Annotated in this window: 17 protein-coding genes and 3 pseudogenes; 18 read left to right on the forward strand and 2 right to left on the reverse strand. The window is 46.9% G+C overall.

The window, feature by feature from the left end:
* Positions 1-133: 133 nt before the first annotated feature.
* The 3 genes from AC1DVJ_RS18560 (at position 134) to AC1DVJ_RS18570 (ending at position 5974) form a co-directional block, all read left to right on the forward strand.
* Entirely contained in the window at positions 134-2581 is a 2448-nt protein-coding gene (locus tag AC1DVJ_RS18560) for a glycoside hydrolase family 38 N-terminal domain-containing protein (protein ID WP_477592716.1), read from the forward strand.
* A gap of 78 nt (positions 2582-2659) precedes the next feature.
* The gene (locus AC1DVJ_RS18565) at positions 2660-5032 is read left to right on the forward strand and encodes a glycoside hydrolase family 38 N-terminal domain-containing protein (RefSeq protein ID WP_477592717.1); all 2373 of its coding nucleotides are present in this window, start codon (positions 2660-2662) and stop codon (positions 5030-5032) included.
* 27 nt (positions 5033-5059) lie between these two features.
* Positions 5060-5974, forward strand: a complete 915-nt coding sequence (locus AC1DVJ_RS18570) for an NHL repeat-containing protein (protein WP_477592718.1) — start codon at positions 5060-5062, stop codon at positions 5972-5974.
* Positions 5975-6030: 56 nt separating this feature from the next.
* Here AC1DVJ_RS18570 and AC1DVJ_RS18575 read toward each other — a convergent pair whose 3' ends face one another.
* Complete coding sequence (locus AC1DVJ_RS18575; protein WP_477592719.1) at positions 6031-6921, reverse strand: AraC family transcriptional regulator; 891 nt, start codon at positions 6919-6921, stop codon at positions 6031-6033.
* A gap of 137 nt (positions 6922-7058) precedes the next feature.
* Here AC1DVJ_RS18575 and AC1DVJ_RS18580 point away from each other — a divergent pair, with 137 nt between their 5' ends.
* Positions 7059-7907: a phytanoyl-CoA dioxygenase family protein gene (locus AC1DVJ_RS18580; RefSeq protein WP_477592720.1), complete on the forward strand. Its 849-nt coding sequence runs from the start codon at positions 7059-7061 to the stop codon at positions 7905-7907.
* A gap of 92 nt (positions 7908-7999) precedes the next feature.
* On the opposite strand, the gene AC1DVJ_RS18585 is transcribed toward AC1DVJ_RS18580, so the two are convergent.
* Positions 8000-8848: an AraC family transcriptional regulator gene (locus tag AC1DVJ_RS18585; RefSeq protein ID WP_477592721.1), complete on the reverse strand. Its 849-nt coding sequence runs from the start codon at positions 8846-8848 to the stop codon at positions 8000-8002.
* 151 nt (positions 8849-8999) lie between these two features.
* On the opposite strand from AC1DVJ_RS18585, the gene AC1DVJ_RS18590 reads away from it, so the two are divergent.
* The 14 genes and pseudogenes from AC1DVJ_RS18590 (at position 9000) to AC1DVJ_RS18655 (ending at position 25734) form a co-directional block, all read left to right on the forward strand.
* Positions 9000-9782 (forward strand): phytanoyl-CoA dioxygenase family protein, encoded by a 783-nt coding sequence (locus AC1DVJ_RS18590; RefSeq protein ID WP_477592722.1) that lies wholly within the window; start codon positions 9000-9002, stop codon positions 9780-9782.
* A gap of 338 nt (positions 9783-10120) precedes the next feature.
* Positions 10121-10198: pseudogene (locus AC1DVJ_RS18595) on the forward strand (hypothetical protein); the annotation flags it as partial.
* A 180-nt stretch (positions 10199-10378) separates the two neighbouring features.
* The gene (locus tag AC1DVJ_RS18600) at positions 10379-11185 is read left to right on the forward strand and encodes a TatD family hydrolase (RefSeq protein WP_477592723.1); all 807 of its coding nucleotides are present in this window, start codon (positions 10379-10381) and stop codon (positions 11183-11185) included.
* A 149-nt stretch (positions 11186-11334) separates the two neighbouring features.
* Entirely contained in the window at positions 11335-12774 is a 1440-nt protein-coding gene (locus AC1DVJ_RS18605; RefSeq protein ID WP_477592724.1) for an SWIM zinc finger family protein, read from the forward strand.
* Positions 12775-12798: 24 nt separating this feature from the next.
* On the forward strand, positions 12799-14610 hold the full coding sequence (locus AC1DVJ_RS18610; protein ID WP_477592725.1) for a HEAT repeat domain-containing protein: 1812 nt from the start codon (positions 12799-12801) through the stop codon (positions 14608-14610).
* Positions 14586-15677, forward strand: a complete 1092-nt coding sequence (locus tag AC1DVJ_RS18615; RefSeq protein WP_477592750.1) for an ATP-binding protein — start codon at positions 14586-14588, stop codon at positions 15675-15677. Before AC1DVJ_RS18610 ends, AC1DVJ_RS18615 begins: the two co-directional genes overlap by 25 nt.
* Positions 15635-18010, forward strand: a complete 2376-nt coding sequence (locus AC1DVJ_RS18620; RefSeq protein WP_477592726.1) for a DUF5682 family protein — start codon at positions 15635-15637, stop codon at positions 18008-18010. Before AC1DVJ_RS18615 ends, AC1DVJ_RS18620 begins: the two co-directional genes overlap by 43 nt.
* A 3-nt stretch (positions 18011-18013) precedes the next feature.
* Positions 18014-19228 carry a VWA domain-containing protein gene (locus AC1DVJ_RS18625; RefSeq protein ID WP_477592727.1) on the forward strand — a complete coding sequence of 405 codons (1215 nt, stop codon included), beginning with the start codon at positions 18014-18016 and terminating at the stop codon, positions 19226-19228.
* 284 nt (positions 19229-19512) lie between these two features.
* Positions 19513-21897 carry a glycoside hydrolase family 95 protein gene (locus tag AC1DVJ_RS18630; RefSeq protein ID WP_477592728.1) on the forward strand — a complete coding sequence of 795 codons (2385 nt, stop codon included), beginning with the start codon at positions 19513-19515 and terminating at the stop codon, positions 21895-21897.
* Between the two features lie 34 nt (positions 21898-21931).
* Positions 21932-22153, forward strand: a pseudogene (locus AC1DVJ_RS18635) (AraC family transcriptional regulator); the annotation flags it as partial.
* Between the two features lie 8 nt (positions 22154-22161).
* Positions 22162-22236 (forward strand): annotated as a pseudogene (locus tag AC1DVJ_RS18640) (AraC family transcriptional regulator); the annotation flags it as partial.
* A 293-nt stretch (positions 22237-22529) separates the two neighbouring features.
* The gene (locus AC1DVJ_RS18645; protein ID WP_477592729.1) at positions 22530-23927 is read left to right on the forward strand and encodes an ADP-ribosylglycohydrolase family protein; all 1398 of its coding nucleotides are present in this window, start codon (positions 22530-22532) and stop codon (positions 23925-23927) included.
* A 71-nt stretch (positions 23928-23998) separates the two neighbouring features.
* The gene (locus AC1DVJ_RS18650) at positions 23999-24895 is read left to right on the forward strand and encodes a helix-turn-helix domain-containing protein (protein ID WP_477592730.1); all 897 of its coding nucleotides are present in this window, start codon (positions 23999-24001) and stop codon (positions 24893-24895) included.
* Between the two features lie 131 nt (positions 24896-25026).
* Entirely contained in the window at positions 25027-25734 is a 708-nt protein-coding gene (locus tag AC1DVJ_RS18655; protein WP_477592731.1) for a CTP synthase C-terminal region-related (seleno)protein, read from the forward strand.
* The last annotated feature ends 29 nt before the right edge of the window (positions 25735-25763 follow it).

Raw genomic sequence — 25763 nt, forward strand, 5'->3', positions numbered from 1 at the left:
GCGTCTTCGTACAAATATTAGGCATTTTAGTACAAAGACTTAAAAGTAGAAATGAAGTAGATTTAAAGAGATGTAAGTACTATCGCTTATCGTTACAAATAGCATATAAACAAGTAGAACAGGAAGTGCAGCGATGTTAGAATTGAAACGCAAATGGAAAATTTACGCCATTCATCACTCACATTCGGATATCGGGTATACTGAGAGACAAGAAAAAATCGAGCAATATCATGTCGATTACGTGCGTCAGGCGATCCGGATCGTCGAAAAGGCTCATTCTGGCGAACGCCCGGATTGGCAAGGGTTTAAATGGACATGCGAGACGTTCTGGGCGGTGGAGCAGTTTCTGCAGAAAGCTACGCCAGAAGAGGCGGAACGGTTCGCCGTCGCTTTAAAGCGAGGGGACATCGAGCTGTCCGGCACTTATTTGAACATGACCGAATTGATCGACTTTGATATCGCCGCCAAGAAAGCCAAAGCGGCTGGAGATTACGCCCGTTCGATCGGACTGAAGGTCAATTCGGCGATGACAGCTGACATTAACGGGTATAGCTGGGGATATTCACAGGCGCTGCATGATGCGGGAATTGTCAATCTGCTCTCCTGTGTGCATGCGCATCATGGTATCTTTGCCATCGGACGCAAACAGACGCCTTTCTATTGGGAAACACCGAAAGGCGATAAGCTGCTTGTCTGGAACGGTGAGCATTACATGTTAGGCAACGATCTGGGACTATCGCCAGGAGCCGCTCTGTCGTACACGATTCAAGATGAATTTGAAGTATTTGGTACGGCGAAAGACCACTGGAAGCTGGCAGAGACGCGAATTTCTCGCTACCTGTCGCAACTGGAGTCTGAGGAATATCCTTACGACTTCGCTCTCGTTAACGTGATGGGAGTACTGCGTGACAATGCCGCCCCTAACGGAGGCGTTATGTCATTTATTAAACAGTGGAACGAGAAACACGGCGATTACATCGAGATCGAGATGACGACATTAAGCCAGTTCTTTGACCTTGTACGCGCGCAACCAGCGTTAATCCCGACTTATCGAGGGGATTGGCCCGATTGGTGGACGGACGGCGTCTCCTCGACGGCCGTGCAAACTCAGGTATTCCGTGATGCTCAGCGGACGCTGCGCTTGGTCAAGAAACTCGGGAAGGACAGTACGTCCCTCGATCCGATTCGGATTGCCGAAGCGGAACATCAATTAATGATGTACGCCGAGCATACATGGGGCTATCATTCCTCCGTTCGCGAACCGTGGCATCCAATGGTTCACGCGTTAGCCGTCCGCAAAGAAGCGTATGCGGCCAACGCGAGCCGCAGCGTATACACGATGCTGGACGAAGTACTGCATGAAAGGGGCGAAGCGCTGCAATCTGCCGAAATCCCTTTTCGATACAAAGTTATCAACCCTTACGAACATGCTATTCAGGGAATTGCACACTTATATTTGGAGGCCTATGAACCTTCCATGTTCCCGGATGGTTACGAAGTATACGAGGAAGAAGGCGGGGAATCCGTCGTTCCTCATCAGATGGAAGTCGTCAGTCGCGGCAATCAAATTTCCATTGTTGTGGATCTTGCGCCGCAAGAAGAGCGGTATTACCGTATACGCAAGAACGACGCGAAGAAGCCAACGACGACGAGCAGCACACGTTTGATGGGTCAAGAACGTATTTCCGATCTGATTGATCTTCACGCAGAGATACTCAAATGCAAGCTTATCGTATCTGAGAACCACATCGAATCTGAATACGTAAGTATTCGCTGGAATAGCGGCAAAGGGATTGTTTCTTGGATTGACAAGACTACTGGACGCGACTTTATCCGCTCAGACCGTTCACATGGCGCTTTCACACCGGTCTATGAAGTAACCAAAGCACCTTCCGAAGATAAGATGGCACAGGTTCGGGGGAGTATGGGCCGAAACCGCAAAGGCCAGGACGTTCGCAGGTACATTGGAAACTTAACTGGCGTGAGAACCGTCACTAAAGGTGATATCTATGGTGTCGTTGAGTTAAGATTTGAGCTCGAAGGAACGAGCCATTATTCTCTTTATCTCAAGGTGTATCAGGATATTGCGAGAGTTGACGTCTCCGTTCGTATCCACAAAGACAGCGTATGGGATCCTGAGAACGTGTACGTATCGCTGCCTTTCGGAACGGGAACAGGCGAAGACCAATTGTGGCTAGACAAAATGGGCGCTAGTGTGCGTCCAGGAATTGATCAGCTTCCGGGAACCTGTCTCGATTATTACGCCATTCAGGAAGGGATAGCTTTTATTAACGACAAGACCGGACTTATTATATCAGCTCCCGACACGCCGCTCATTCAGACGGGACCGATCGAACATGGGCTAAGGTTCCTCCAAGGGCAGCAAGACAGTAAAACTGAGCATCCCCTGTACGCCTGGGTATTGTCGAACTACTGGGAAACGAACTTCAAAGCGACAGTAGGCGGATTTTACGAGTTTCAGTACCGGCTTCAATGGGGAGAAGAATGGAATACCCCAGAGAAAGCGTTCCGTCAGAGCGATGTTCTGAATATCGACATTCCTTCCTTTAGGACAACATAGCATAAATGGAGGGTCCGCATCTTTATGAATGGGCCCATTATCTTAGTGATCTTATAATCGAAATGGAGGGGACATAGCTTGACTCGTAATAAACCATTCACTATTTTCATCATTCAACATGCGCATATTGATATCGGCTATACGGAACGACAGGAAGTGATCACCGAATATCAAGCGCAGTTTGTGGAGCAAGCTGTTGAACTGGCACTTTCCCCAGAACAATCATCACGGGACGAGAATACCAAATTCAAGTTTATGCTTGAGGGATTCTGGGCCGTAGAGAAATATTTGAATAAAACAGGCATTGCAGGAAGAGCCAAACTGGTTGAGGCTTTAAAGAGCGGAAACATTGAACTGACGGCATTCTATCTGCACTTATCCGAGCTTCTGGATGAGGGACATGTGAGAGATACGTTAAAGCCAGCGCTCGAGTTTGCCAAAAGAGAAGGCATTTCCGTGGTCAGTGCCATGTCTTGCGATGTGAACGGGTTCTCATGGGGAATGGTGGATGCCTTGTATGATGCGGGCGTGAAATATTTATCTACCAATATTAATACTCATCAAGGCGGATGTCCTTTTGGCAAACCAAACGTGCCGTTCTATTGGGAGTCCCCGCAAGGGAACCGCATTTTGGTATGGCAAGGTTTGACGTATCACAAAGCTAACTTACTAGGAATTATGCCCGGCTACAATATGATCGGCAATCCATTGATTCCGGGCATGTCCATTGAAGATGCCTATCGATATGTCGATATTCAGGACATGAGGTATGYCGAGAAATCCTTATTTCCACTCGTGGAAGGGCTGCGAACGACCGGTTATGAGTATGGATTTATTCCAATCATGGGATCTGGGCTTTACACCGACAACAGTCCTCCGACTGACTCGTATTGTGATTTGATCCGGCAATGGAACGACAAGCATGGCGATCAGATTGAATTGCGCACCGCAACATTAGCTGAATATTTTGAGTATTTGGAATCCGCGGTGGTTGATATTCCTGTCTATCGCGGTGATTGGAACGATTGGTGGACAGACGGCGTTATCTCTACGGCGCTGGAAACATCCTTATTCCGTAACGCACAGCGTATGAAGCGGGTGGCTGAACGGTTGGATCCGGAGCGGAAGTATGTGACGGAAGAAGAATGGAAACCTGCGACGAATGCGCTTGTCTTGTATGCCGAGCATACGTGGGGTCACTCCGCCTCGTTGACCAGGCCTTATGATTTCCGTGTACAGCAGCTGCTTTTACGCAAAACCAAGTATGCGATTGAAGCGGATGAACTCGCTTGCATCGCTTTAGACAAAGTTCTATACGGCAAGGGCCAAGGTAATTTTACCGCTCGAAGGAATTTTACGTATAAGGTTATGAATCCTTCGATTGAATCAAAAATGTCGCTTGCTTATTTGCTGCTAGATTACTGGGAATCCCCTATATTTGAACAGGAGGTTCGTGTGGTCGATAGGGAGGGGCGTCAATATCCCTTTGAACGGGTGAATCATTCCTTACGAGGACAAGAATTATGTATCCAGCTCCAAATGGCACCTATGGAGGAGCGTGAATTCCAACTCGAGTTAATAAATGTAGCCAGTGAATCCCCTAAGGCTGAAGTAGCTGCCGCAATCGAAGAGCTAAAAGGAGCAGGACGCTTTGAGAATGACGTGTTGCGCGTGGAGTGGGACGATACGAATGGTGTGCATACCCTTATCTATAAGCCAAGCGATACTTTAATTTTAGAGGACGGAGCAGCTGGCCTAGGCGCACCTTTGTACCAGATTTTTGAAGGGGGCAACCGAGGGAAGGCGGCAGGCTTTGGTTATAGCGGTCGTGAGGTTCCTAGCAGTGAAATTTTTCAGGGAACTATTAAGCGAATTACGAATACGGGAAGCAATAGCTTCTACGAGACATGGGAGTTCGAATACGATATTCGCGGGGCGCACTCCTATGCAGTTGAATTTAAATTTTACAGATCTGGCTCTCGCTTCGACTTGTCCGTGAGATTGAACAAGGAGAACATCTTGGATCCAGATGGTATGTATACGGCATTCCCTTTTCAAACGGAGCAAGGAATATGGTATCTGGATAAAGCAGGTGCAGCTATTCGGCCGTGCATCGATCAGCTACCGGGTGCGTGTTGCGACTATTATTCGGTTCAAAGCGGTGCTTCTTTAGTAGGAGACGACCTTGGCATATCGGTTACGACACTGGATGCCCCGATGGTTCATATTGGTAAGCTTCGCCAGTGKGATTACTCAGACCATATCGAACCAACAGGGCCATTATATTCATGGCTTACCAACAATAAGTGGGACACGAATTTTAAAGCTTCTAGTGGCGGATTTTACGAGTTCCGCTATACGATCGATGTCAATCAAGCGTATAATGATTCTGCGACAGCGATACGCGCTTGTCAGGAAAATAGTTATGATTTGCTGGCGATAAGAAAATAGGATCAATGACTGGGGAGGATGTCTATTTTGATACAAATTGGAAGTGGATCGCATGTTTATCAGGTTGAGGAAGGTTGGGCAAAGGTCCCAGATTCAATTCAACTGGGCTACACGCATGGCATTGTTGTAGATTCAGAGGAAAATGTTTACATTTGCCACACCAATGCTCCTACTGTTTTGAAATTCGATCGAAATGGCAATTACATATCTTCATGGGGAGATGAATATGCTGGTGGTGCCCATGGGTTTTATTTGCATCAGGAAGGAGATCGYKAACTTCTCTATCTAACAGATACCGCAGGCAGGATGGTGAAGACGACACTAGATGGTGAAGTTTTAATGGAACTTGGCACACCGGATCTCCCGAACATTTATGATACCGAAAGAAAATTCGTTCCTACTGATGTTGCTGTTGCGCCTAATGGTGATATCTACGTTGCAGATGGTTATGGGCAGAGCTATATTCACCGTTACTCAGCCACTGGCGAATACATCCAATCTTGGGGCGGCGCTGGAACTGAACCAGGTAAAATGAAGTGCCCACACGGAATATCTGTCGACCTGCGCGGTAATGAGCCGGAACTTTATGTGGCGGATCGAGGTAACAACCGGATTCAAGTTTTTACGTTGGATGGCCAGCACAAACGATTTATTGACGAGAATATGGATATGCCTTGCAATTTTTATTATTTTGGAGATGAGATCTATTTCCCGGATTTGCATAGCCGCATAACGATCTTTGATCGAAATGACAAGCTGATTACTCATCTGGGTGAAGACCAACAGGCTTACAAACAGCCAGGATGGCCGAATTTGGAGACTAGTTACTTCCGTACCAATCGGTTCAGTTCCCCACATGGTATGTGCGTAGATCCTAAGGGCAACGTATATGTTGCTGAATGGACGCAGCACGGGCGGATTACGAAGCTGGTTCGTAGCTAGGGGTGGAAAAAAATAAAGAACAGCGGTTAACTTATTTGAGTTAACTGCTGTTTTTTTTAGATCAATCGATATTGACGACGGAAGACTGTCGGAGCTACGCCTTCCATCTTTTGAAACAATTTGGTAAAAGCATGAACCGAAGAAAAACCGTAACGATCTGCGATCACCGTTACCGTATCGTTCGTACTAAGCAGGTCGTTCCTAGCCTTGTTGATGCGGCACCGATTCCAATACCACTTGGGCGTAAAGCCGGTATGCGTCCGGAAAAGCGCATGGAAGTGGCTGCGGCTGAGTCCTAGCTTCTCCGCCCAACCCTCGACGTCCTCGTATTCACCCCCTGCCAGCCTTTCCATCGAGGCCATGAGCTTGGTTATACGCGGGTCTGTGAGATCAGACTGGCGCTTTGCCAACCGATAGACTTGGTTAAGCAGGAGGTGGAAATGACCCGTGATGGCTAGTGAATTCGGATAATGCTCGTGATCGAGAACCGATAAATCGGGAGATACAGCCTCGAACTCAGACATTACCGCCTCGAATAATCCTTTCCATACGCTGATCGAATCCACGACTAGCGATTCAGGAACTCCACAGTCGAACTGCTCGTCCAATAAACGGTTGTCTGCTTCCTCCGTATGTTGACACAATAAATCACTGGGAACCCGTACACCAAACTTCGGTCGATAGGACCACTCGAAGAATACACAACGAAACGTTAGCGGACTATCTACATCCACCTCCCAAGTGTGGGATACGCCAGGCTGGATGAAGAACAAAGTTCCTGGCTGTAACTGTAGATTCGGTCGGCCTTCGTAGATGATGCCGCCACAGCCCGATTCGATGAGATATATGGAAGGGACATAACAGAACCGAGGGCCATACCGATCGCCAGCGAGTAAGGGTACACGGATCGAGAATCGTACAAAAGGGCAAACAAATGTAGAGTTCAACGTAATCACCAACCTTTATCTAAATAATATCATACAAACGGATAAATTGAATATTTTCAGACAAAGACAGAATGTCCCCAATTAAGTCATAATAGTATTAAAGCGAGAGTGAATTCGCGACGAGAGGATGAGCTGTAGTGCCAAATGCGAATGGAATACCAACGGAAGATGACGTTAAATTTTTCAAAGAAAATGGCTACTGGGTATCTCCGAAAGTTATCGACGATGAAAGACTTGCAAAACTGCGCGAAAGAATGGAGAAAGTTTACCGGGGAGAATTCGAAACCGGAACGCCCCCTGAAGTCGCATGGAGCTATGAGAAAGGCCACCCGAAAACGCTTCGCAAAACAGATATGGCAAGTTATGCCGACTTAACAATTCGCGCACTTGCTCTCGATCCGGTGATCGGCGAGATTGCTGCTGCTCTGACGGGAAATGATACAATCCGTTTCTGGGCAGATCAATTGCTGCTTAAACCAGAACAATCCGGAGGACAAGGCTCTAACGTCGGCTGGCATCAGGATTATACCTATTGGCAATGTTTCCACAACCCGGAGACGCTCCTTACGGCATGGGTGGCATACGATGACGTTGATGAAGAGAATGGCTGTATGCAGATGGTGCCAGGCAGCAATCACTGGGGACTTCTAAATGGCAGTGACTTTCACGAACAAAATTTAGAAAAAATCAAGCAGGGGATAAATGTGCCTGAAGGGCAAAATTTTCGGACTGCACCTATCGTAATGAAAGCAGGACAAATCAGCTTCCACCACAGCTTGACCATACACGGAAGCGGACCAAACAAATCGGATCGCGTACGCCGTTCGTCGGCGATTCACTTAATGACCGGCGAAACGACCTTTCGGGACGATGAGAGTGTCCGATATATCTCGATCAATGAATTCATCGCTGCTGGCGGTAAAGATGGCGATATCGCTCAGGGCGACATGTACCCTGTCACATACAAAAGAGGCGCAACGGTTTAATACCGTTGCGCTTTTTTTTTAGTTGGCGTACTGATGTAAAAAAAAGCTGGAGCGTTTTATTTTAAAAACTATTGTTGAAACGGCATTTTTGCTTACATTTTACGCAATTGCCCAGGGCTAAATCCTGTAGCTTCTTTATACGCTTTCGTGAAATGGTGTATGGAGTAGAAACCCGTTAATTCAGCGATTTCTTTTAAGGAGGAGCCTGTCGTTTTCAAAAGAAAGGTTGCGACCTGAATTTTCACCTTCCGATAGTAATCAGAGAATGACTCACMGAGCTCATCTTTAAAAAGACGAGAGAGCTGCCTTTCAGAAATATGTAAATGCTTGGCTAAATCTTGAAATTTGATTCGTATTGATAAGTTGTCGCGAATATATAGTTTAGCCTGATTCAGCAGGATCGACTCGCTTGGTTTGATCGCTCTTTTCTCATCGTCTTCATGTTCAAGAAATAATTGAAAAATGGATAAGATCAAGGAGAAAGCAATATGCTTGACCATCTGCCGATTACCTGCACCCGATTGTCTAGCACTTATCAACGTTCGCCATAAATTTGCCGATGTGGACGGTACTTCAGCTTGTACCAGAACTCGTTCTGTCTGCATCAAGCGGTGATAGCCGCTTACGAACTCGGCAGAGGAACTCTGCTCCAGTAGTTCAAAAGCAAAGTAGACCAGCCCAATGCCTACACCGGGGTTGCCTTCTATTTGGTGCCATACACCTGGCTTGGAGAGAAAGCAATCACCAGGATACAAATCGTAACGATCGCCATTATCGATATAGAACCCCTCGCCGTTAGTTATGTAACAACACTCGAAGAAAGCGTGTTTATGAAGAGGATGGGTAAAATGTTTCGGTATATCGCCCCAATAATGGACACGGAAGGCCGCTTCTGGTACTTGGAATTCGAGAGCGAACGTGTTGAGATCATGGATGCTCATGGGGACAACCTCCGTTTCTTAACTAACATTTCTATTATATGATGGCGTACTGGTACAAAACAAGGGCATACCTATACAAAGACATTGCACAGTTATTTTAGTAAATTTGAAGTAAGAAATATATTGCAATATTAATGAGGAGTCGATGGTCATGACAGCGGTAGTAAACTCAGAGTTGGTAGAAAAATATGAAAAGGAGGGGTACCTTGTTTTTCCTGATGTACTGGATGCCAATTTGATGAAAGAAGCTCAAGCGCATATTTCATGGCTAATTAATAAAAATCCAGATCTTCGTCCAGAGCAGCTCCATACCAATTTAATTCATAACGATCCATTCTGGTTGCGACTTGTTAGCGACGATCGGATGCTAGATATTGCTCAATCGTTTATTGGACCTGACATTGCTTTGTTTGCCTCCCATTATATTTGTAAACCAGCTTTTACCGGCCAGCCTGTCCTCTGGCATCAAGATGGAAGCTATTGGCCTTTGGAGCCGATGAAAGTCATAACTTTATGGTTGGCCGTTGATGATTCTACGGTTGAGAACGGTTGCTTACGAGTCATTCCTGGAACACATAATTTGACGCTACAAGAGATGAAAGGCAGCTTCGATGTTGAAAATGTTCTCAGTTCTGAAATCGAGAAGAAATTCGTAGACGAATCCAAAGCCGTAGATCTTGTATTAAAATCGGGGAGTGTCTCCATCCACCATCCGAATATCATTCATGGTTCCAAGGCGAACCTGTCACCGAACCGACGTGCTGGCTTAACGATTCGCTATATTCCTACAAGCACGAAAGTCAAGAAGGATAATTTTCAGATTTTCCTGATGCGCGGTGATAAAGGCAATGTATCGAACAATTACATGCCATTTCCTAAGTTTGACGTTTCCTGTCATATGAGTTTTGAGGGCTGCGAGAACTTCGGTCTGTAAACCTAATTGATAAATTTTATTAATAGGCATGATCATTATAATTAATCTTTCCGCCGTAAATGGATTGACAGTTCTTAGGTTAGACACGTAAGATGTTTGTAAATGAATGGAAAGGAGGCCGACGATATGATTCGCAATCAAATTTCTATAAATAACCTGACAAATGAAAAACAATTCATACCATCGGTCTCAACCGGACTTGTGACGAATACGTAGATACTCTTTGAGTAAGCCTAGTTTAAATTTGACATGATTAAGCCGTAGACGATGTTGGTCTATGGCTTTTTTGCGTCCACATAATAAGGAAATAGAGAGGAACAAAACGAATGAAAGAAAATTCCAAAGAAGGTATATTCCTCATTGGGACAACGAATTATCCGGGGGAAATTGATCCGGCACTTATGAACCGGGCAGGGTGATTCGACCGTGCTTATGAAATCAAGCTTCAAGTCAGATCTGCATAAAGGGCAGACGATGTCATGGATGAAAGAGGATACGGATGTGAAGGTTGGTTTTTTGGTGTGATATTAAATATGAATTTAATTATAGGACGTGATTGAGATGTTACATGATAAATGCAGAGAAGGTGCAGCACAATGACTAATCAACTCATCGACATTGGTGTTAATTTAATGCATCGCTCTTTTGATCAAGACCGCGATGATGTGGTTACAAGGGCGCTTGCGTTGGGAGTGACCCCAATCCTTTTGACTGGCGCAAGTATAAGAAGTAGCGAAGAAGCTTCGCGATATGCAGGTAAATTTCCTAGGAAATTATTTGCAACGGCAGGGATACATCCGCACGACACGCGTAATTGCAAGGAGCATACGATTGATAAGCTGCGTCAATTGGCGAAGCTGCCTCAAGTGGTTGCTATTGGTGAATGTGGACTGGACTACAACCGTGATTTTTCACCTCGCGATGTACAGCGGAAATGGTTTGAGGAACAGATTCAGCTTGCCTGCGAGCTGCAAATGCCGCTTTTCCTACATGAGCGAGAAGCTCACTACGATTTCGTTCGTATTATGAAGCCGTATGTCGGTTCAATCAATAAGGCTGTTGTCCATTGCTTTACGGGATCTCTGGAAGAACTTCATGTTTATCTGCAGCTAGGATTTTATATCGGAATCACAGGCTGGATCTGCGATGAACGTAGAGGCAAGCACTTGCGTGAACTTGTGAAGAAAGTACCGCTAGATCGGTTAATGCTAGAAACAGATGCCCCATTTCTTACACCGAGGGATTTGCCCGTGAAGCCGCAGGATGGCCGGAATGAGCCTGCTTTTCTTCCTCACATCGCAGCGACAGTTGCTGTATGCCTTGGTATAACTATCGAGGAAGTTGCTGATTCAACTGCACAAACAACAAAGGATTTTTTTGGATTGAATTCATTTAGTAAGTGAGGATTTCCTCTTTGGCTTCAACCTCCTAGTTGTGTAGGTGGTACAAAAAGTCATAGGGGGTATCCTCTTTTTAATTCCACGCCCATGAAAAAGGAAAATTAGGCATGGTGTGGAAACTATTGTTATAACCAAGTTATGAGGGGTACAAGATGAATTATTTAACGGAGTCGTATGTAGATAGTTTGGCGCTGAATAGCGGTGCGATCAAGAACGGCAAGGATTTGGTGAAGAAAAATAGTTTTCCGCTGCTCTGTCAGTCGGAGGACGGGACGATTATTTTTGGAGAGTGTAAAGGTAGTGGAAAGGACCCGTATCAATGTTCGGTCGATGTGGCGAGAGAGGGGAATCCCATATTCCGCTGTTCATGCCCGAGCCGCCAGTTTCCGTGCAAACACAATCTAGGTTTGATGTATGCCTATACGTCAGGCAAGACCTTCATCACTGCACCCGTGCCACAAGATATCGTGGATAAAAGGGGAAAGGCTGAGAAGCGGGAGGAAAAGAAGAAAGAACCTGTCGACCCAGATGCTCCAGTTGCTAAGCGAAAGACGAACAAGTCAGCTTTAATGAAGAAAATAGCTGCACAGCTGGAAGGGATCAGCATTGCTGAGAAGCTTATCTTGCAGCTTGTACAGTCAGGGCTAGGAAGCCTGGACAAAAAGGCGCTGCAAACCGCTGAAGAGCAGGCAAAACAGCTCGGCAACTATTATATCCCGGGGGTTCAAACGGCACTTCGTGATTTGACGCTTCGGTTAAGAGCGCAGGAAGACCAGGAGACCGTGTATTCAAACGTGATTGAGCAGCTTAGCACACTGCAAGCATTGATCAAGAAAAGCGGAGAGTACCTCAACAGTAGATTGGAAAATCCAGATCATCCTATGGATACGGAATCAACATTGGAAGAATGGATTGGGCATGCCTGGCAAATCGCAGAACTGAGGGAGCATGGTCGCGTTCGCAGCGAGTCCTCGGAATTATTGCAGTTGTCTTTCCGATCCTATACGGATCAGGCGAGAGGCGAGTTCATAGATGAAGGGTACTGGTCGGACTTACAAAGCGGACAGCTCCACTTCACAAGAACGTATCGGCCATTCCGTGCAGCGAAATACATACGTGAAGAAGATTCTGTATTTCAAGTCGTCGAAGCGAAAGAACTTGCACAATACCCCGGGGAGCTTAGCACGAGGGTGCGTTGGGAGGAAGCGACGTTCCGCGAAGCCGACTCACAAGATTTTCAGAAAATCCGTTCATCAGCTCACAAGTCATTCCCAGAAATCATTAAACAAGTGAAGAATCAGATTAAAAATCCACTTTCGGACAAGTACCCTGTGGTTCTGCTGCAATTTGCTGAAATCAAGAAGACGGAAACTTCCTTTGTGCTATTAGATGAACAAGGTAAGCAGCTTCCACTTGCAGATATTCCATATCTCAGCGAACCTACGACTCATTTGCTGCCGATGTTAAATAAGGCATTCTTACAGAATCAGGCGATTCTGGTTATGTTCGAACACAATTGGAAGCATAACAGGCTTGAGGCGCAGCCGTTAAGCATCGTAACGACAAATGAAGTCGTTCGCTTGCTCTATTGACGAATAAAATTAGGAGACAAACTCATGAGTATAGATCTATTGTTTGAGCTGCAGCACGAGGTGCGGCGCTTGTTTATAGCAGGTAGTGGAATGGCGACGGGCGATTTACGCTTGCAGAAAATGCTTCCCCAACTTCAGAAGCTTGGCGAGTCAGCGCCGGTGTTTAACCGAATGGCTCAGGCGGTTAGTCAAGTTCTTGAGGCGGAGAAGAGTAGCTCAGCGGGCAGACTTTTAGAGTTAGGAACACTCTTGAATTCCGTGCTATACACGCAAGGGAAAACGGAGACGAAAGAGGAACTCGTACCGGTGGAAGGAACGGGAGCGAAGCTTTCGACGTCAATAGCTTATCGCAAGCTGCATCCACTTATCGAGGCATTGACGCAAAAAGGTCAGGGCCGAATGGAGCAGATTCGTCAAGGGTACGACGATGGGTTTTTTCATGATTTTCGCGTCATACCTGCTGCTGTTTCCGCGTTAGACGATAGCTATGTAGAAATACCCGATTATCTTCATCGAAAGGTGCTGCCCGCACTCGGAATGGAGGCTCTCCCTGCGCTTCAGCAGCAATTTAAGCTGGATGGCGGGAAAGGTGACGCCCGCAGATTGGAACTTATCCATGATTTGCTTGCCCTATCTGACTTTGATCTCCTTCTTCAAGCTGCCAAAGAGGGTTCAACGGAGGTCCGCTCYACGGCGATTGAGCTTCTGGGCGATTATCCGGAGCAAGAGGATTTCATTCTAGAGCAGGCTGATGATAAGAAAAAAGAGATACGCAGAGCCGCCTTATTCGCCTTATCTCGTCTTGGAACGGAGCAAGCCATCGCTCGCCTTTACAAGGCACTGGGTTCGAAGGATCAGGATCTTGCGATAGAGCCCATTCAACTATGCAAGGCAAATGACTTGACTCTCAGTGTCATCGGGCATGCGGAAAGTGTGTTGGTGCGAATCATTCAACGTACAGACGTGGAAAATTCCGCACAACAGTTGTTGGCGGACATACGCAGCTTACAAGGCAAGAGAGTACCGGAAGTCGTAGATTTTCTAGAAAAATTGCTGTCTACGCCTAGTTTTATTGTTACGGAAACGGAAGCCGTACAGGAGGCTGCAGCTGAACTTCTATTGCGATTAGATCTGCCTGAGGCAGACCGTTTTGCTGTTACTTTACATGAGTTGTACAATCGCAAATTTATTGCATACAGCTTTAGAGCGGCCATCAAGATTCTTCCTCCAGAGGACGTCTACGAACGCTTTTGCCATGATCTTAAGGATAAAAGACAGACGGCCGCTAAGGATTTGTTGAGGGTCTTGCGTACTATGTTTCCGTCCTTGGAGCATCAAATGTACGGTACTTCCGACCAGAATGAGGTCGAGCATCAGGAATGGGATCCTAGATGGGTGCACTTGTTTGTGAAAATGGATGAAACTGAGCTCGTTTGCAGACTTGCGAGAGAAAGGGATTCACAAATAGCTTCTTACTTGGTAGAAGCATGTCGGCAAAAGCCTGATTTTTTCTACAATATTACGATTCATTGCCTACTTACGTTATTCCGTGTTCAGTACAAGGGAACTCCTGAGCTTCTAATGGAAATATTGGAGGGCGGCAAGAAACAGATTTATTATTTAAATCACACTCAACATGTGCTCCTGACATTATTACCGCGATCCTATGCGGAGAGGCTGCAGCTTTTTGCGCAAAACGTGTCTAACGAATCAATGAAAAATCGACTGCTAGAAATCGCGGAAACGATAGCTGCGAAGCCGGAACAAACCGAACCGTCAGATAACGAAGAGAAGGGACAGGGATTATGGGGATGGATCAAAAGCAAGATGTCGTAAGATTGCCCTCTGAACGTTTATACACGGAAGAATTGGAAGCTTTGAAGAAATTGGATCAAGATGCGAAGCCAGCCGGGTGGCAGCTTTCTCCGAAGGCGGTACTGACGTTTCTGATTGGTGGAAATGCAAAAGGGGTCGCAATTACGCCGAAATACATTGGCAACAAGCGGCTGGTAGAAATGGCAATAGCTACGCTGTTGACAGACCGAGCTCTCATGCTGATTGGGGAACCAGGAACGGCTAAGTCTTGGCTTTCGGAAAATCTGACAGCAGCGATCCACGGGGATTCTGGCAAGGTCATTCAAGGAACGGCAGGCACGAGCGAGGAGCATATTCGTTATTCTTGGAATTATGCCATGCTGTTGGCGCAAGGGCCCTCTGATCAAGCAATTATTAAAAGCCCGATTTTCCGCGCGATGGAAACAGGCGGGATCGCCAGATTTGAAGAGATCTCACGCTGCGCATCCGAAGTACAGGACGCTTTAATCTCCATCCTGTCAGAGAAGACGATCTCGATCCCGGAACTTGGCAGAGAAGTGTTCGCCGCACGGGGATTCTCTATTATTGCAACAGCTAACACGCGCGACCGTGGAGTAAACGAGATGTCAGCCGCCTTGAAGCGACGATTTAACATTATTGTGCTTCCATCCCCATCGGATATTGAGACGGAAGTAGAGATTGTTCGCAAACGTGTCAGAGAGATTTCGACGAGCTATGAGTTAAGAGCGTCGCTCCCAGAGGAGGAGGCGGTGCGGAAGGTTGTAACGATTTTTCGCGAACTGCGCAGCGGGATGACACTCGACGGCAAAGAGAAGGTGAAAGGGCCAAGTGGCGTGATTTCGACAGCTGAAGCAATCTCGCTGTTAACGGGTAGTATGGCGCTTGCAGGAAGCTTTGGGAGCGGACAGATTAGTGAAGAAGATATCGCCGCCGGGCTTCAGGGAGCTATTGTGAAAGACGAAGAGAAGGACCGCCTCGTATGGAAGGAATATCTAGAAAATGTGATGAAAAAGCGGGGATCGACATGGAGAAATCTGTACTTCGCGTGCTCGGAGATGAACAACTAGATCGCAGTCAGGGGTTTCATGTTTTCGGTATACGGCACTTATCTCCTGCAGGTGCTTTCCACCTGCTTGCTTTCTTAGATGAAGTGAAGCCTACGGCAGTGCTCGTTGAGGGACCTAGCGACGCAAGCGGTTTTATAGCTGAATTAACCTCTCATGGTGTTGTCCCGCCGATTGCTATTTTAGCGTATACGGATCAACTGCCCGTAAGGACCTTATTGTACCCTTATGCTAGTTATTCGCCGGAATATCAGGCGTTTCAATGGGCTAGCCGCAACGGAGCACAGGCTGAATTTATCGATCTGCCCTCCGAACATGCCTTGGCTCTATACGAGCAAAGGCATGCTCATAGGTCATCTACTACAGAGGGTGAGATCAATCAGACTGAGGACGACGATTTTCAGACTTATGTCCTTGGACAGAGGACACTGTATCAGCAGCTTGCTGAATTGTCGGAAGAGCCGGATTATGAAGCTTACTGGGAACGGCATTTTGAACATAATTTGCAAAAAGACGCCTACCGCCATGGCATTTATCAATTCTCGGCTCAAATGCGGGAGCTGAACGTGCAGCAGGAGTGGCAATTTGCGCCACAAGAAGCGGCTTACAATGAGATTCGGGAAGCTTACATGCGGCGCAAAATTCAGGATACGATTGAAGCTGGGCACGCTCCCGAGAACATTGTAGTCGTAACAGGCGCGCATCATGCCTCTGCATTAGATTTCCGCTTTCCGTTGATGACGGACGAAGAGATGAAGGGGCTGCCCAAGACAAGAACCAAGCTTACGCTGATGCCTTATTCTTACTACAAGCTGTCTTCACACTCGGGCTATGGGGCAGGGAATCAGGCACCAGCTTATTTCGAATTGTTCTGGCAGTGCCTCCAAAAAGGTGACTTGGGCAGGCTTCCTTCTTTGTATTTTTCTCAGGTAGTTGCCTATCTCAGGGAACATGGCACTTATAGATCCACAGCTTCGATCATCGAAGGAGTGAGGCTGGCAGAGGCTCTTGCTGCTTTACACGACGGTAATCATCCTACCTGGAAAGACCTTCGGGACGCAGCAATTGTATGTCTTGGTCATGGGGAGCTTTCGACAATAGCGGAAGCTTTGGCAAGGACGGATGTGGGCACGGCCATCGGCAGATTGCCAGAAGGAGTCAGCCAGACGCCAATTCAAGATGACTTGAATAGAGAACTCAAGCGGCTCAAGTTGGAGAAATTCAAATCTACGGTTGCTGCAACATTAGAGTTGGATTTACGTGAAAACCGCAGAGTGAAGTCGGAGGAAGCTGCGTTTCTGGATTTGAAGCGGTCTGTTCTCTTACACCGACTGGAACTGCTGGGCATTAACTTTGCCAAGAAGCAAAGAGTGAATCAAGACTCCGCATCATGGGCGGAGAATTGGGTGCTGCGGTGGACTCCAGAAGCTGAGATCCAAGCGGTGGAGTCGACCTTGAAGGGGGAGACGATCGAGCTGGCGGCGGCTTTTGTATTGAAGGAGCGGCTCGACGTTTGCAACGATATCGCGGAAGCTTCGCGCATCATTCGGGAAGCCTGTGATTGCGCGCTGACCGAGCTGATGGAGCAGGCCAAATCCACGCTGCAAGGACTTGCGGTGGATGCGGGCAACTTCGAACAGGTCGCAGGGGCGGCCTATGAGCTGTCGGTGTTGATCCGTTATGGATCGCTTCGCCGAATCGAAACGGATACCCTTGTTCCGCTTCTCCAGCAGTTGTTCCTGCGCGGAACTCTGCTTCTCGTAGACAGCTCGGGCTGCAACGATGACGCCGCTCAGGGTATGGTTCGAGCAATTCAATCGCTGCACACCATTGCCCAAGACCATTTTGAATCGGTAGATGATGGTTTATGGTTGAATAAACTGCAGGAGCTAGCTTCGCGTGATGATCGAAATGCTAAACTGTCGGGCTTCGCTTTCGCTATATCGCTTGAACGAAATGAAATATCGGATGAGCGTGTTGCGATGGAAGTTTCGCGTCGTTTGTCACCAGGGATTCCCGTTGATCTGGGAGCGGGATGGTTCGAAGGCATGTCGATGCGCAACCGATACGCGCTGCTGTCTAGGGTATCGTTGTGGCAGCAGCTTGATAGTTATATCGGATCGCTGGATAAAGTGGCATTCCAACGTTCCCTTGTGTTTCTGCGCCGAGCTTTCGGTTCATTCGAACCGAGGGAGAAGGCTTCTGTGGCCGAGATGATGGGCGATATTTGGGGTGTTGGAGCAGATCGTGCCGGAACTGCTTTGCAGCAGCCGTTAAGTGAGGAAGAGAAGGAGAAGCTGGATGAGCTCAATGATTTTGATTTTGGGGATTTGTAGCTTATGACAATGATAGATCAAGAACAATTAAAGCGTTGGCGATTAATTCTAGGTGCAGCTTCTGAAGAGAAGCTACAGTCCTTTGGCACTGATGACGACGGAATGCTCGACGAGGAGTCGAGACTCATGGATGAAGCACTTGCCGCGATCTATGATGAGACATCCGGTAGTAGTGTTGATGATGGATCGAACGCAGGCGGCTCCCGCAAAGCAGGGCTGGGGCCTTCGTCCCCGAAGCTTGCCAAATGGCTGGGCGATATCCGTACCTTTTTCCCGCCGGACGTGGTCTCCGTTATTCAGTCCGATGCTATTGAGCGCAAAGGCTTGAAACAGCTGCTCTTCGAACCGGAGCTTCTTTCCCAAGTGAAGCCGGACATCCAAATGGTTGCTACGTTAATGGCGCTCAAAGGAAAAATACCGGAGAAAACGAAAGAAACAGCAAGACTATTAGTGAAGGCCGTTGTAGATGAAATCATGCAGCGGCTTTCGCAGGATTTGCGCCGAGCTGTTACTGGTGCCTTGAATCGCAGGCAGCATTCGCCACTGCCGTCGTCCACGGGACTGGACTGGAACACAACCATCCGCAGAAATCTCAAGCACTATAACAAGGAGCGAGGTCTCCTGCTGCCTGAGAAAGTCTACTTCTTTGACCGTGCACGCCGCAGCAAAGAGTGGACGGTTATCCTAGATATTGACCAAAGCGGCTCGATGGCGGGTTCCGTTATTTACGCGTCTATAATTGGTTCTATTTTCGCCAGTATGCCGGCTCTGGACACGCGAGTGGTTGCTTTTGACACCGAGGTCGTTGATTTAAGTGAGCAGTGTGCGGAAGATCCTGTTGATATGCTGTTTGGGATTCAGCTTGGCGGTGGAACAGATATTAACAAATCGATCGCTTACTGCGAGCCTTTTATCACGGAACCGAAGAAAACGCTGTTTATCTTGGTCTCAGACTTATATGAAGGCGGCAATCGGACTGAGATGATTCAAAGGCTTGTCGACATGCATCAGGCTGGCGTGAAGACGATCTGCTTACTCGCTTTATCTGACCAGGGCGTGCCCTCATTTGACGATGCAGTTGCCAAAAAGCTGGCTCAATACGGTATCCCTTGTTTCGGATGTTCTCCCGAGAAGCTCCCGGAATTGATGGAAGGTGCATTAAAAGGGCATGATCTTTCGTTGCTTGCGGAGAGGGTAAAGCATGGTAAGGGGCTGTAGCTTAATCATACATAATGAAGGTACTATTCATGAAACTGTGTGTGTAACATACAGAAAAGGTGTGAAGCAAATCAACAACATTGCTTCACACCTTTTCTATGTAAATCAACGGGGAAACCACTACCACCCTCACGAAAATAGCTTAATAATGTGCAAATACCTCTTATTTTTATACATTCAGTTTCCGGTTTTCTTATCTTACAATTGATGGAGGCTAGCATAGAGAAAGTTTTGATTCGGAGCATTGCAGCTTATTATTGTGAATCACGAAGGGATGAGGCGAGTTGAGACTGTTATATCAAAGTCCGGCAAAAGAATGGACTGACGCGCTGCCAATTGGCAATGGTCGAATTGGCGCCATGATTTTCGGCGGAATCGAAATAGAAAAAATTCAACTTAATGAAGATACGCTCTGGTCAGGGGGACCGAAGGATTGGAATAATCCTCATGCCAAAGAAGTGCTGCCGGAGGTGCGTCGACTCTTGGCGGAAGGCAGATATGTAGAGGCCGACCAAATGTGTAAGGATATGATGGGGCCGTACACGCAATCGTACTTGCCGTTAGGCGATCTTTCCATTGTATTTGATCATGGGGACATCGCGCATTCGTATCGCCGAGAGTTGGATTTGCAGGAAGGAGTATCCCGCGTCGAGTACAAGGTCGGTAATGTGCTGTATACGCGAGAAATGTTCGCTTCTTATCCCAGTCAGATTATTGCTGTACGTCTGGCATGCAGCCAAGTCGGATCATTGAATTTTACTGCGCGACTGGATAGCAGGCTGCGAATTAATATGGTCCATGAGAACGGTCAATGGATCATACGTGGAAAGGCGCCGGTGCAGGTGGCGCCCAGCTATTATTGTGTCGACCAGCCGATTGTATACGAAGAGGAAGAGGATGTAGAGGCGATGTCTTTCGAAGGTCGACTCTCGGTTGTTTCGGACGATGGCTGCACACATATAGACCAAGCTGGTCTGCATGTTCGCGGAGCCACGAGTGTGACGCTTTACGTAAGTAGCGCCACGAGCTTTAATGGCTTTAATCGTTCACCTGGCAGAAAAGGCAAGGATCCAGGCGTGATAACAGAAGCTTATTTGAAAGAGGCAATGCACCATGCCTATCAAGAGCTTCGCGACAGTCATGTCAACGACTATCGCAGCTTGTTCGATCGAGTCAGCATTCATCTGGGGGAGACGATCAGCCCTGCAGATCAGCCGACTGGCAAGCGGATTTCAGAGTTTGGGGCTCAGGATCCGGGCTTAGTAGAGCTATTATTTCAGTATGGCCGGTATTTGATGATCGCCAGCTCGCGCGCGGGCACGCAGCCAACTAACCTGCAGGGTATTTGGAATAAGGAGACACGGCCACCGTGGAGCAGCAATTATACATTGAACATCAATACGGAAATGAACTATTGGCCTGCAGAGATCTGCAATTTACCTGAATGCCATCAGCCGCTGCTCGATTTTATCGGGAATTTGTCGGTGAACGGAAAGACTACCGCGGAGATCAATTATGGCGCTCGCGGCTGGACGGCGCATCATAACTCGGACATTTGGGCTCAAAGCGCACCTGTAGGTGATTATGGACACGGCGACCCAGTTTGGGCGTACTGGCCAATGGGCGGCGTCTGGCTTTGCCAGCACCTGTGGGAACATTACGCGTTTGGCAGAGATAAGGCATATCTTAGCGAGAAGGCGTATCCGATTATGAAGGAGGCCGCTCTGTTTTGTTTGGATTGGCTGATTCTGGATCAGGATGGACATCTTGTCACAGCCCCATCCACATCGCCGGAACATAAATTTGTCACTAGCGAAAGTAAGAAAGCTTCTGTAAGCACAGCATCGACGATGGACTTATCCTTGATCTGGGATTTGTTTACGAATTGCCTCGAAGCTGCTGAAGTTCTGCATGTTGATGAGGCTTTCAGATCTGAGCTCGAATTGGCGAGAAGTAAGCTGCTCCCGCTGAAAATTGGACGGCACGGCCAGCTTCAGGAATGGTATCGGGACTTCGAGGATGAGGACCTGAATCACCGTCACGTCTCTCATTTGTTCGGGGTGTATCCGGGCAGACAATTGAATGAGGAAGTCACGCCCGATTTGTTCACGGCGGCGCGAACGTCTTTGGAGCGGCGAGGGGACGAGGGCACAGGCTGGAGTCTCGGTTGGAAAATCAGCTTATGGGCCCGTTTCCAAGATGGCGATCGCGCGCTGCGGCTTATTTCTAACATGTTGCAACTCGTGAAGACAGATGACGGGCAACCGCAGAAAGGCGGCGTTTACACCAATTTGTTTGGTGCGCATCCGCCTTTCCAAATCGACGGTAATTTTGCCGCTACAGCCGGCATTTCGGAAATGCTGCTGCAGTCGCATAAAGGGTTCCTGCACTTGCTGCCTGCACTCCCCGAAGCGTGGACTTCCGGTCATGTAAACGGATTGCGAGCCCGCGGAGGGTTCACTGTCAGTATGCGGTGGGACAATGGCAGTCTGATCGAAGCGGAGATTGTTTCTTTGAACGGCGAACTGTGTACGGTTTATTCTCAAATGCCAGTGCAGGTGTTGGATGAAGACGGCGGACAAGTTGCATTTACATTAGGGGAACACGCAGGTTGCATGACGTTCTCAACTTGTGTGGGAATCAAGTACAAGATCGTACCGAAAATCTAAACTCGATAATACGCTGGCGAAGAGCGAAGCCAATGTGAAGGACTCGGGCGTTGTAGGCAATTATGAGACAGAAGGGCTATCCCTTCAAGAGGTTGCCAGTCACGTACATATCAGCCCAATTTACTTTAGTTTTCTATTCAAAAAGGAAAAATCGATCACATTCAGTGATTTCTTACTTAATACGCGTATGAAATCTGCGGTAGAATTACTTCGCATGAGTGGATTGAAATCTTATGAAGTAGCAGAGCAAGTTGGCTACAGTAATCGCAATATTTCAGTCAATGTTTTAAAAAATATACGGGTTTCTCTCCTAGCGAGTATAAGAATAGTGAGCATTGAGGGGAAGAAACACGAAAAAGAAGGGATCTACCGGATTAACCGGTGGATCCCTTTAATGTTACACTCGCCAACGTAAGCGAAACGGAGGACGGAAAAAATGACTTAAACCGTCGTCAAGGCGAGCGCCTTTAACATGTTCAATTATAGTTTGCCCTGACTCCGTTCGTCAAAGTTTATTTCTTCACCGGAGCCTTTCGCAAGAAATGAGAATGATTTGCATAATTTGGGAAGCACTTTAAGTCAAGCTCGCGTAGACTTTGAATTAAAGATCTTACCAAAGTGGAGGAATGAAGATGGCTGGATGGGTTGGATTAAAGGATTTGTTAATTGCGGAAGTACAGCAGCGTAGAGATGAAGCATGCTTAGTGGATGGATTTCTGGAACGCATTGAGGCATCAGGGGATGATCAAACGGCATTAATGGCGATTTATGCGGAATTAAATACGTTGGCACCCAAACTTCCAAATGTAGACGAGCCTAATGATTTAGAGGGAATTCGCCGCCTTCGTCCGCAAGGTCCGCGTATGCTTAACAGTGAAATGAGCCAGGAACAGTGGTCTGATAAGTTTTACGGTGCTTGGTTGGGGAGATCCATTGGGTGTGCGTTAGGTAAACCGTTGGAATGGCCGGACTTTATGGCGGGTTCGCATGGCAGAGCTGGCTGGGAGAATGTTCTTCTCTGGTTTCAAGGTGCCAATGCGTGGCCGATTACGGATTATACACCTGCTCATTCCTCGGCGAAAGAGGCATATGGCATTGATCTGGCCCATTATGGCTTGGCAAGTACGAAGGAACGTATTTCCTTCATGCAAACGGATGATGATATTCGATACACGGTACTTGGTTTAATGATGCTAGAGAGAAAAGGGTTGGATTGGGATTCCTGGGACATTGGCAAGCTATGGCATGAGGTTTTGTCCTACAGTCAGGTGTGTACGGCTGAAACACAGGCTTATTTGAATTTCGCCCAAGTGACCTTTCATTATGGCGAGAACGGGCGTCCGGCGGATTGGGATCAAAAGCAAGAGTGGGTGCGTACATATTTAAATCCGTATCGTGAATTTATCGGCGCGCAAATCCGTGCAGACGGCTTCGCTTATGGAGCAGCAGGCCAGCCGGAGCTGGCAGCCGATTTCGCTTGGCGAGATGCCTCTTTCTCGCATGTCCGCAATGGCATTTATGGCGAAATGTTCGTTGCCGCCATGATTGCCGCTGCATTTGTGGAGTCCGATCCGCTTAAAATCGTCGAAATAGGTCTTAGTGGGATTCCTGCTAACTGCCGTCTGGCACAAGACATCCATCAAGCTATAGATATTGCCAAACATACGGATGATCAGCTTACATTAGTTGAGAAGATTTGGGATGCCTTTAAACACTATGATCCCGTTCATACGAATAATAACGCAGCCTTAGTTGCAGCGTCCCTTGTATTTGCGAAAGGTGATTTTACGAAGGCCATTTCCACATCGGTTTTAGGGGGCTGGGACACGGATTGTAATGGAGCTACCGTAGGCTCAATTATGGGGGCTTCGCTTGGTGCGAAGCTGTTGCCGAGCCATTGGGTAGAACCTCTGCACGATACATTATATTCTGAAGTTGTCGGATTCCATCCCATCGCGATTTCAGAATGTGCACGAAGAAGTCATGAAGTCTTTGAGAAACTGAAAGAGCAGCAAGCTTCAAGGAAATAACACGTAATTGAAAGGTTCCATTTGCGTCCGAGTAGGGAGATTATTCCCGATTCGGGCGCTTTTCTGTTACAATGAATTGCAGTAAATGGATTCTCGGCGAAAGGAAGGTACAGAACTTGATCTTGCACATTACATACGAGGATAACGAGCTTCCGGTTAATATATTCAAATGGACGCCTAGTGTTGAACTCGAACCGCAGCATCATCATCAAAGCTTTGAGATGGGGATGTGCCTTTCTGGCAGCGGTCAATTCCATTTCGGAAGTACTGTCTACCCCGTATCTCCTGGAGATATTTTCATCGTTAATATATTAGAAAATCATATCGCCCAATCCGACCATGGTCTTCCTTGTGAGTTTTTATTCCTGAATTTTGATGCAGGACTGCTTGCTAAAGAAGAGCCGGAGCTTATGGTTCCCTTTCGCTATTATCCGTTTCATTTTCGCAATCGCTTACAAGGCAGCTCAGAAGTTATGGAACGGCTGCGCCTAATGATTCAGCAAATTTATACGGAGAAGGAACAACGCGCTCCAGGGTATCGAACGGCGGTCAAGAGCTTGCTGATGTCGATCTGCGTCGAGCTCCTCCGAATGTCCAAAGAAGAAATCAGCAAAACGACCTGGATCGATGGCATGCGGAATTATGAGCATATTAGACCGGTTCTGCAGTATATGGATCAGAATTATCAGAAGGAAGTTAACTTATCTCAGTTAGCGCAGTTATTTCATCTTAGTCAATCGCATCTGTCCCGTTTAATTCTGGAAGCAACAGGTAGAAAGTTTAAGAATTACCTATCTACCCTTCGGATTCAACACGCCAAGCGCTTGCTTGCGACGACGATCATCCCTGTGACCGAAATTTGCTATGAATGCGGTTTTCAGAGCATGGCAACCTTTTATCGCAATTTCAAACAATTCGTAGACATGTCACCGGAGGAATATCGCCGGGTTATGCTGATAACTCACTGATTGTGGTCGAGAAGCCTACATTTTTAATGTTGGGCTTCTTTTCGTTTTGCTTAGTAGTCTAGCTAAAAGCATTGAAACATTTGTAAACTTATGGTATAAATTCCTAGTTGAGTTTGAAGGGAGCATATGAAATGAAGATCGGGATTGTTGGTGATTTTAGTCCAGAATATCCTTCACAGATGGCTACTAACGATGCGCTTATGCATTCATCTAGGAAGTTAGGGATTTTTATCGAGGTTGAGTGGATTCCTACTGCTACTATAATTAATCAACTGAATACCATCAAGGAGTCTTATCAGGGTTTTTGGATAGGCCCCGGGTTCCCAGATTCCGTTGACGGTGTACTTAGCATTATTCAATTTGCACGCGAAAATAATATACCATTGCTAGGGACATGCGGTGGTTTTCAATACATCATAATGGAATATGCAAGAAACAAAATGAAACTGGAGAATGCAGGGCACGAAGAACGCGATCCACACGCTAATCAAATCGTTATTAGTAAACTTGCTTGCTCATTAGTCGGTAAAAAAGGTAAAGTCATAGTAAAGAAGCCCTCGAGAATCTTTGATATTTATCAACTTAAAAATGTAATTGAACAGTTCAGATGTAACTATGGTCTCAGTTCGGAATATGAAAAACAAATTCATGATGCCGGATTAAGAATAGTCGGTACAGATTCCATTGGCAACCCAAGAATTATTGAACTACCTGAGCATAAGTTCTTCATCGGCACGCTATTTGTTCCTCAATTAAGTTCCACCTTTAATTCAACACACTGCATCGTTGATTCTTTTATAACTACTGTTTTAAGTCAGTCAGAGGAAAGTAAGGGTTAATATTTTGAAGAAAATAATCCGACTTACCT

This window comes from Paenibacillus sp. P4_A9 (assembly GCF_056402415.1).

Excerpts from the sequence above, each read along its gene's own strand:
- AC1DVJ_RS18625 (WP_477592727.1), top strand. The coding sequence starts at position 18,014 with ATGACAATGATAGATCAAGAACAATTAAAGCGTTGGCGATTAATTCTA.
- AC1DVJ_RS18645 (WP_477592729.1), top strand. The coding sequence starts at position 22,530 with ATGGCTGGATGGGTTGGATTAAAGGATTTGTTAATTGCGGAAGTACAG.
- AC1DVJ_RS18600 (WP_477592723.1), top strand. The coding sequence starts at position 10,379 with ATGACTAATCAACTCATCGACATTGGTGTTAATTTAATGCATCGCTCT.
- AC1DVJ_RS18620 (WP_477592726.1), top strand. The coding sequence starts at position 15,635 with ATGGAGAAATCTGTACTTCGCGTGCTCGGAGATGAACAACTAGATCGC.
- AC1DVJ_RS18655 (WP_477592731.1), top strand. The coding sequence starts at position 25,027 with ATGAAGATCGGGATTGTTGGTGATTTTAGTCCAGAATATCCTTCACAG.
- AC1DVJ_RS18615 (WP_477592750.1), top strand. The coding sequence starts at position 14,586 with ATGGATCAAAAGCAAGATGTCGTAAGATTGCCCTCTGAACGTTTATAC.
- AC1DVJ_RS18560 (WP_477592716.1), top strand. The coding sequence starts at position 134 with ATGTTAGAATTGAAACGCAAATGGAAAATTTACGCCATTCATCACTCA.
- AC1DVJ_RS18650 (WP_477592730.1), top strand. The coding sequence starts at position 23,999 with ATGAATTGCAGTAAATGGATTCTCGGCGAAAGGAAGGTACAGAACTTG.
- AC1DVJ_RS18590 (WP_477592722.1), top strand. The coding sequence starts at position 9,000 with ATGACAGCGGTAGTAAACTCAGAGTTGGTAGAAAAATATGAAAAGGAG.
- AC1DVJ_RS18605 (WP_477592724.1), top strand. The coding sequence starts at position 11,335 with ATGAATTATTTAACGGAGTCGTATGTAGATAGTTTGGCGCTGAATAGC.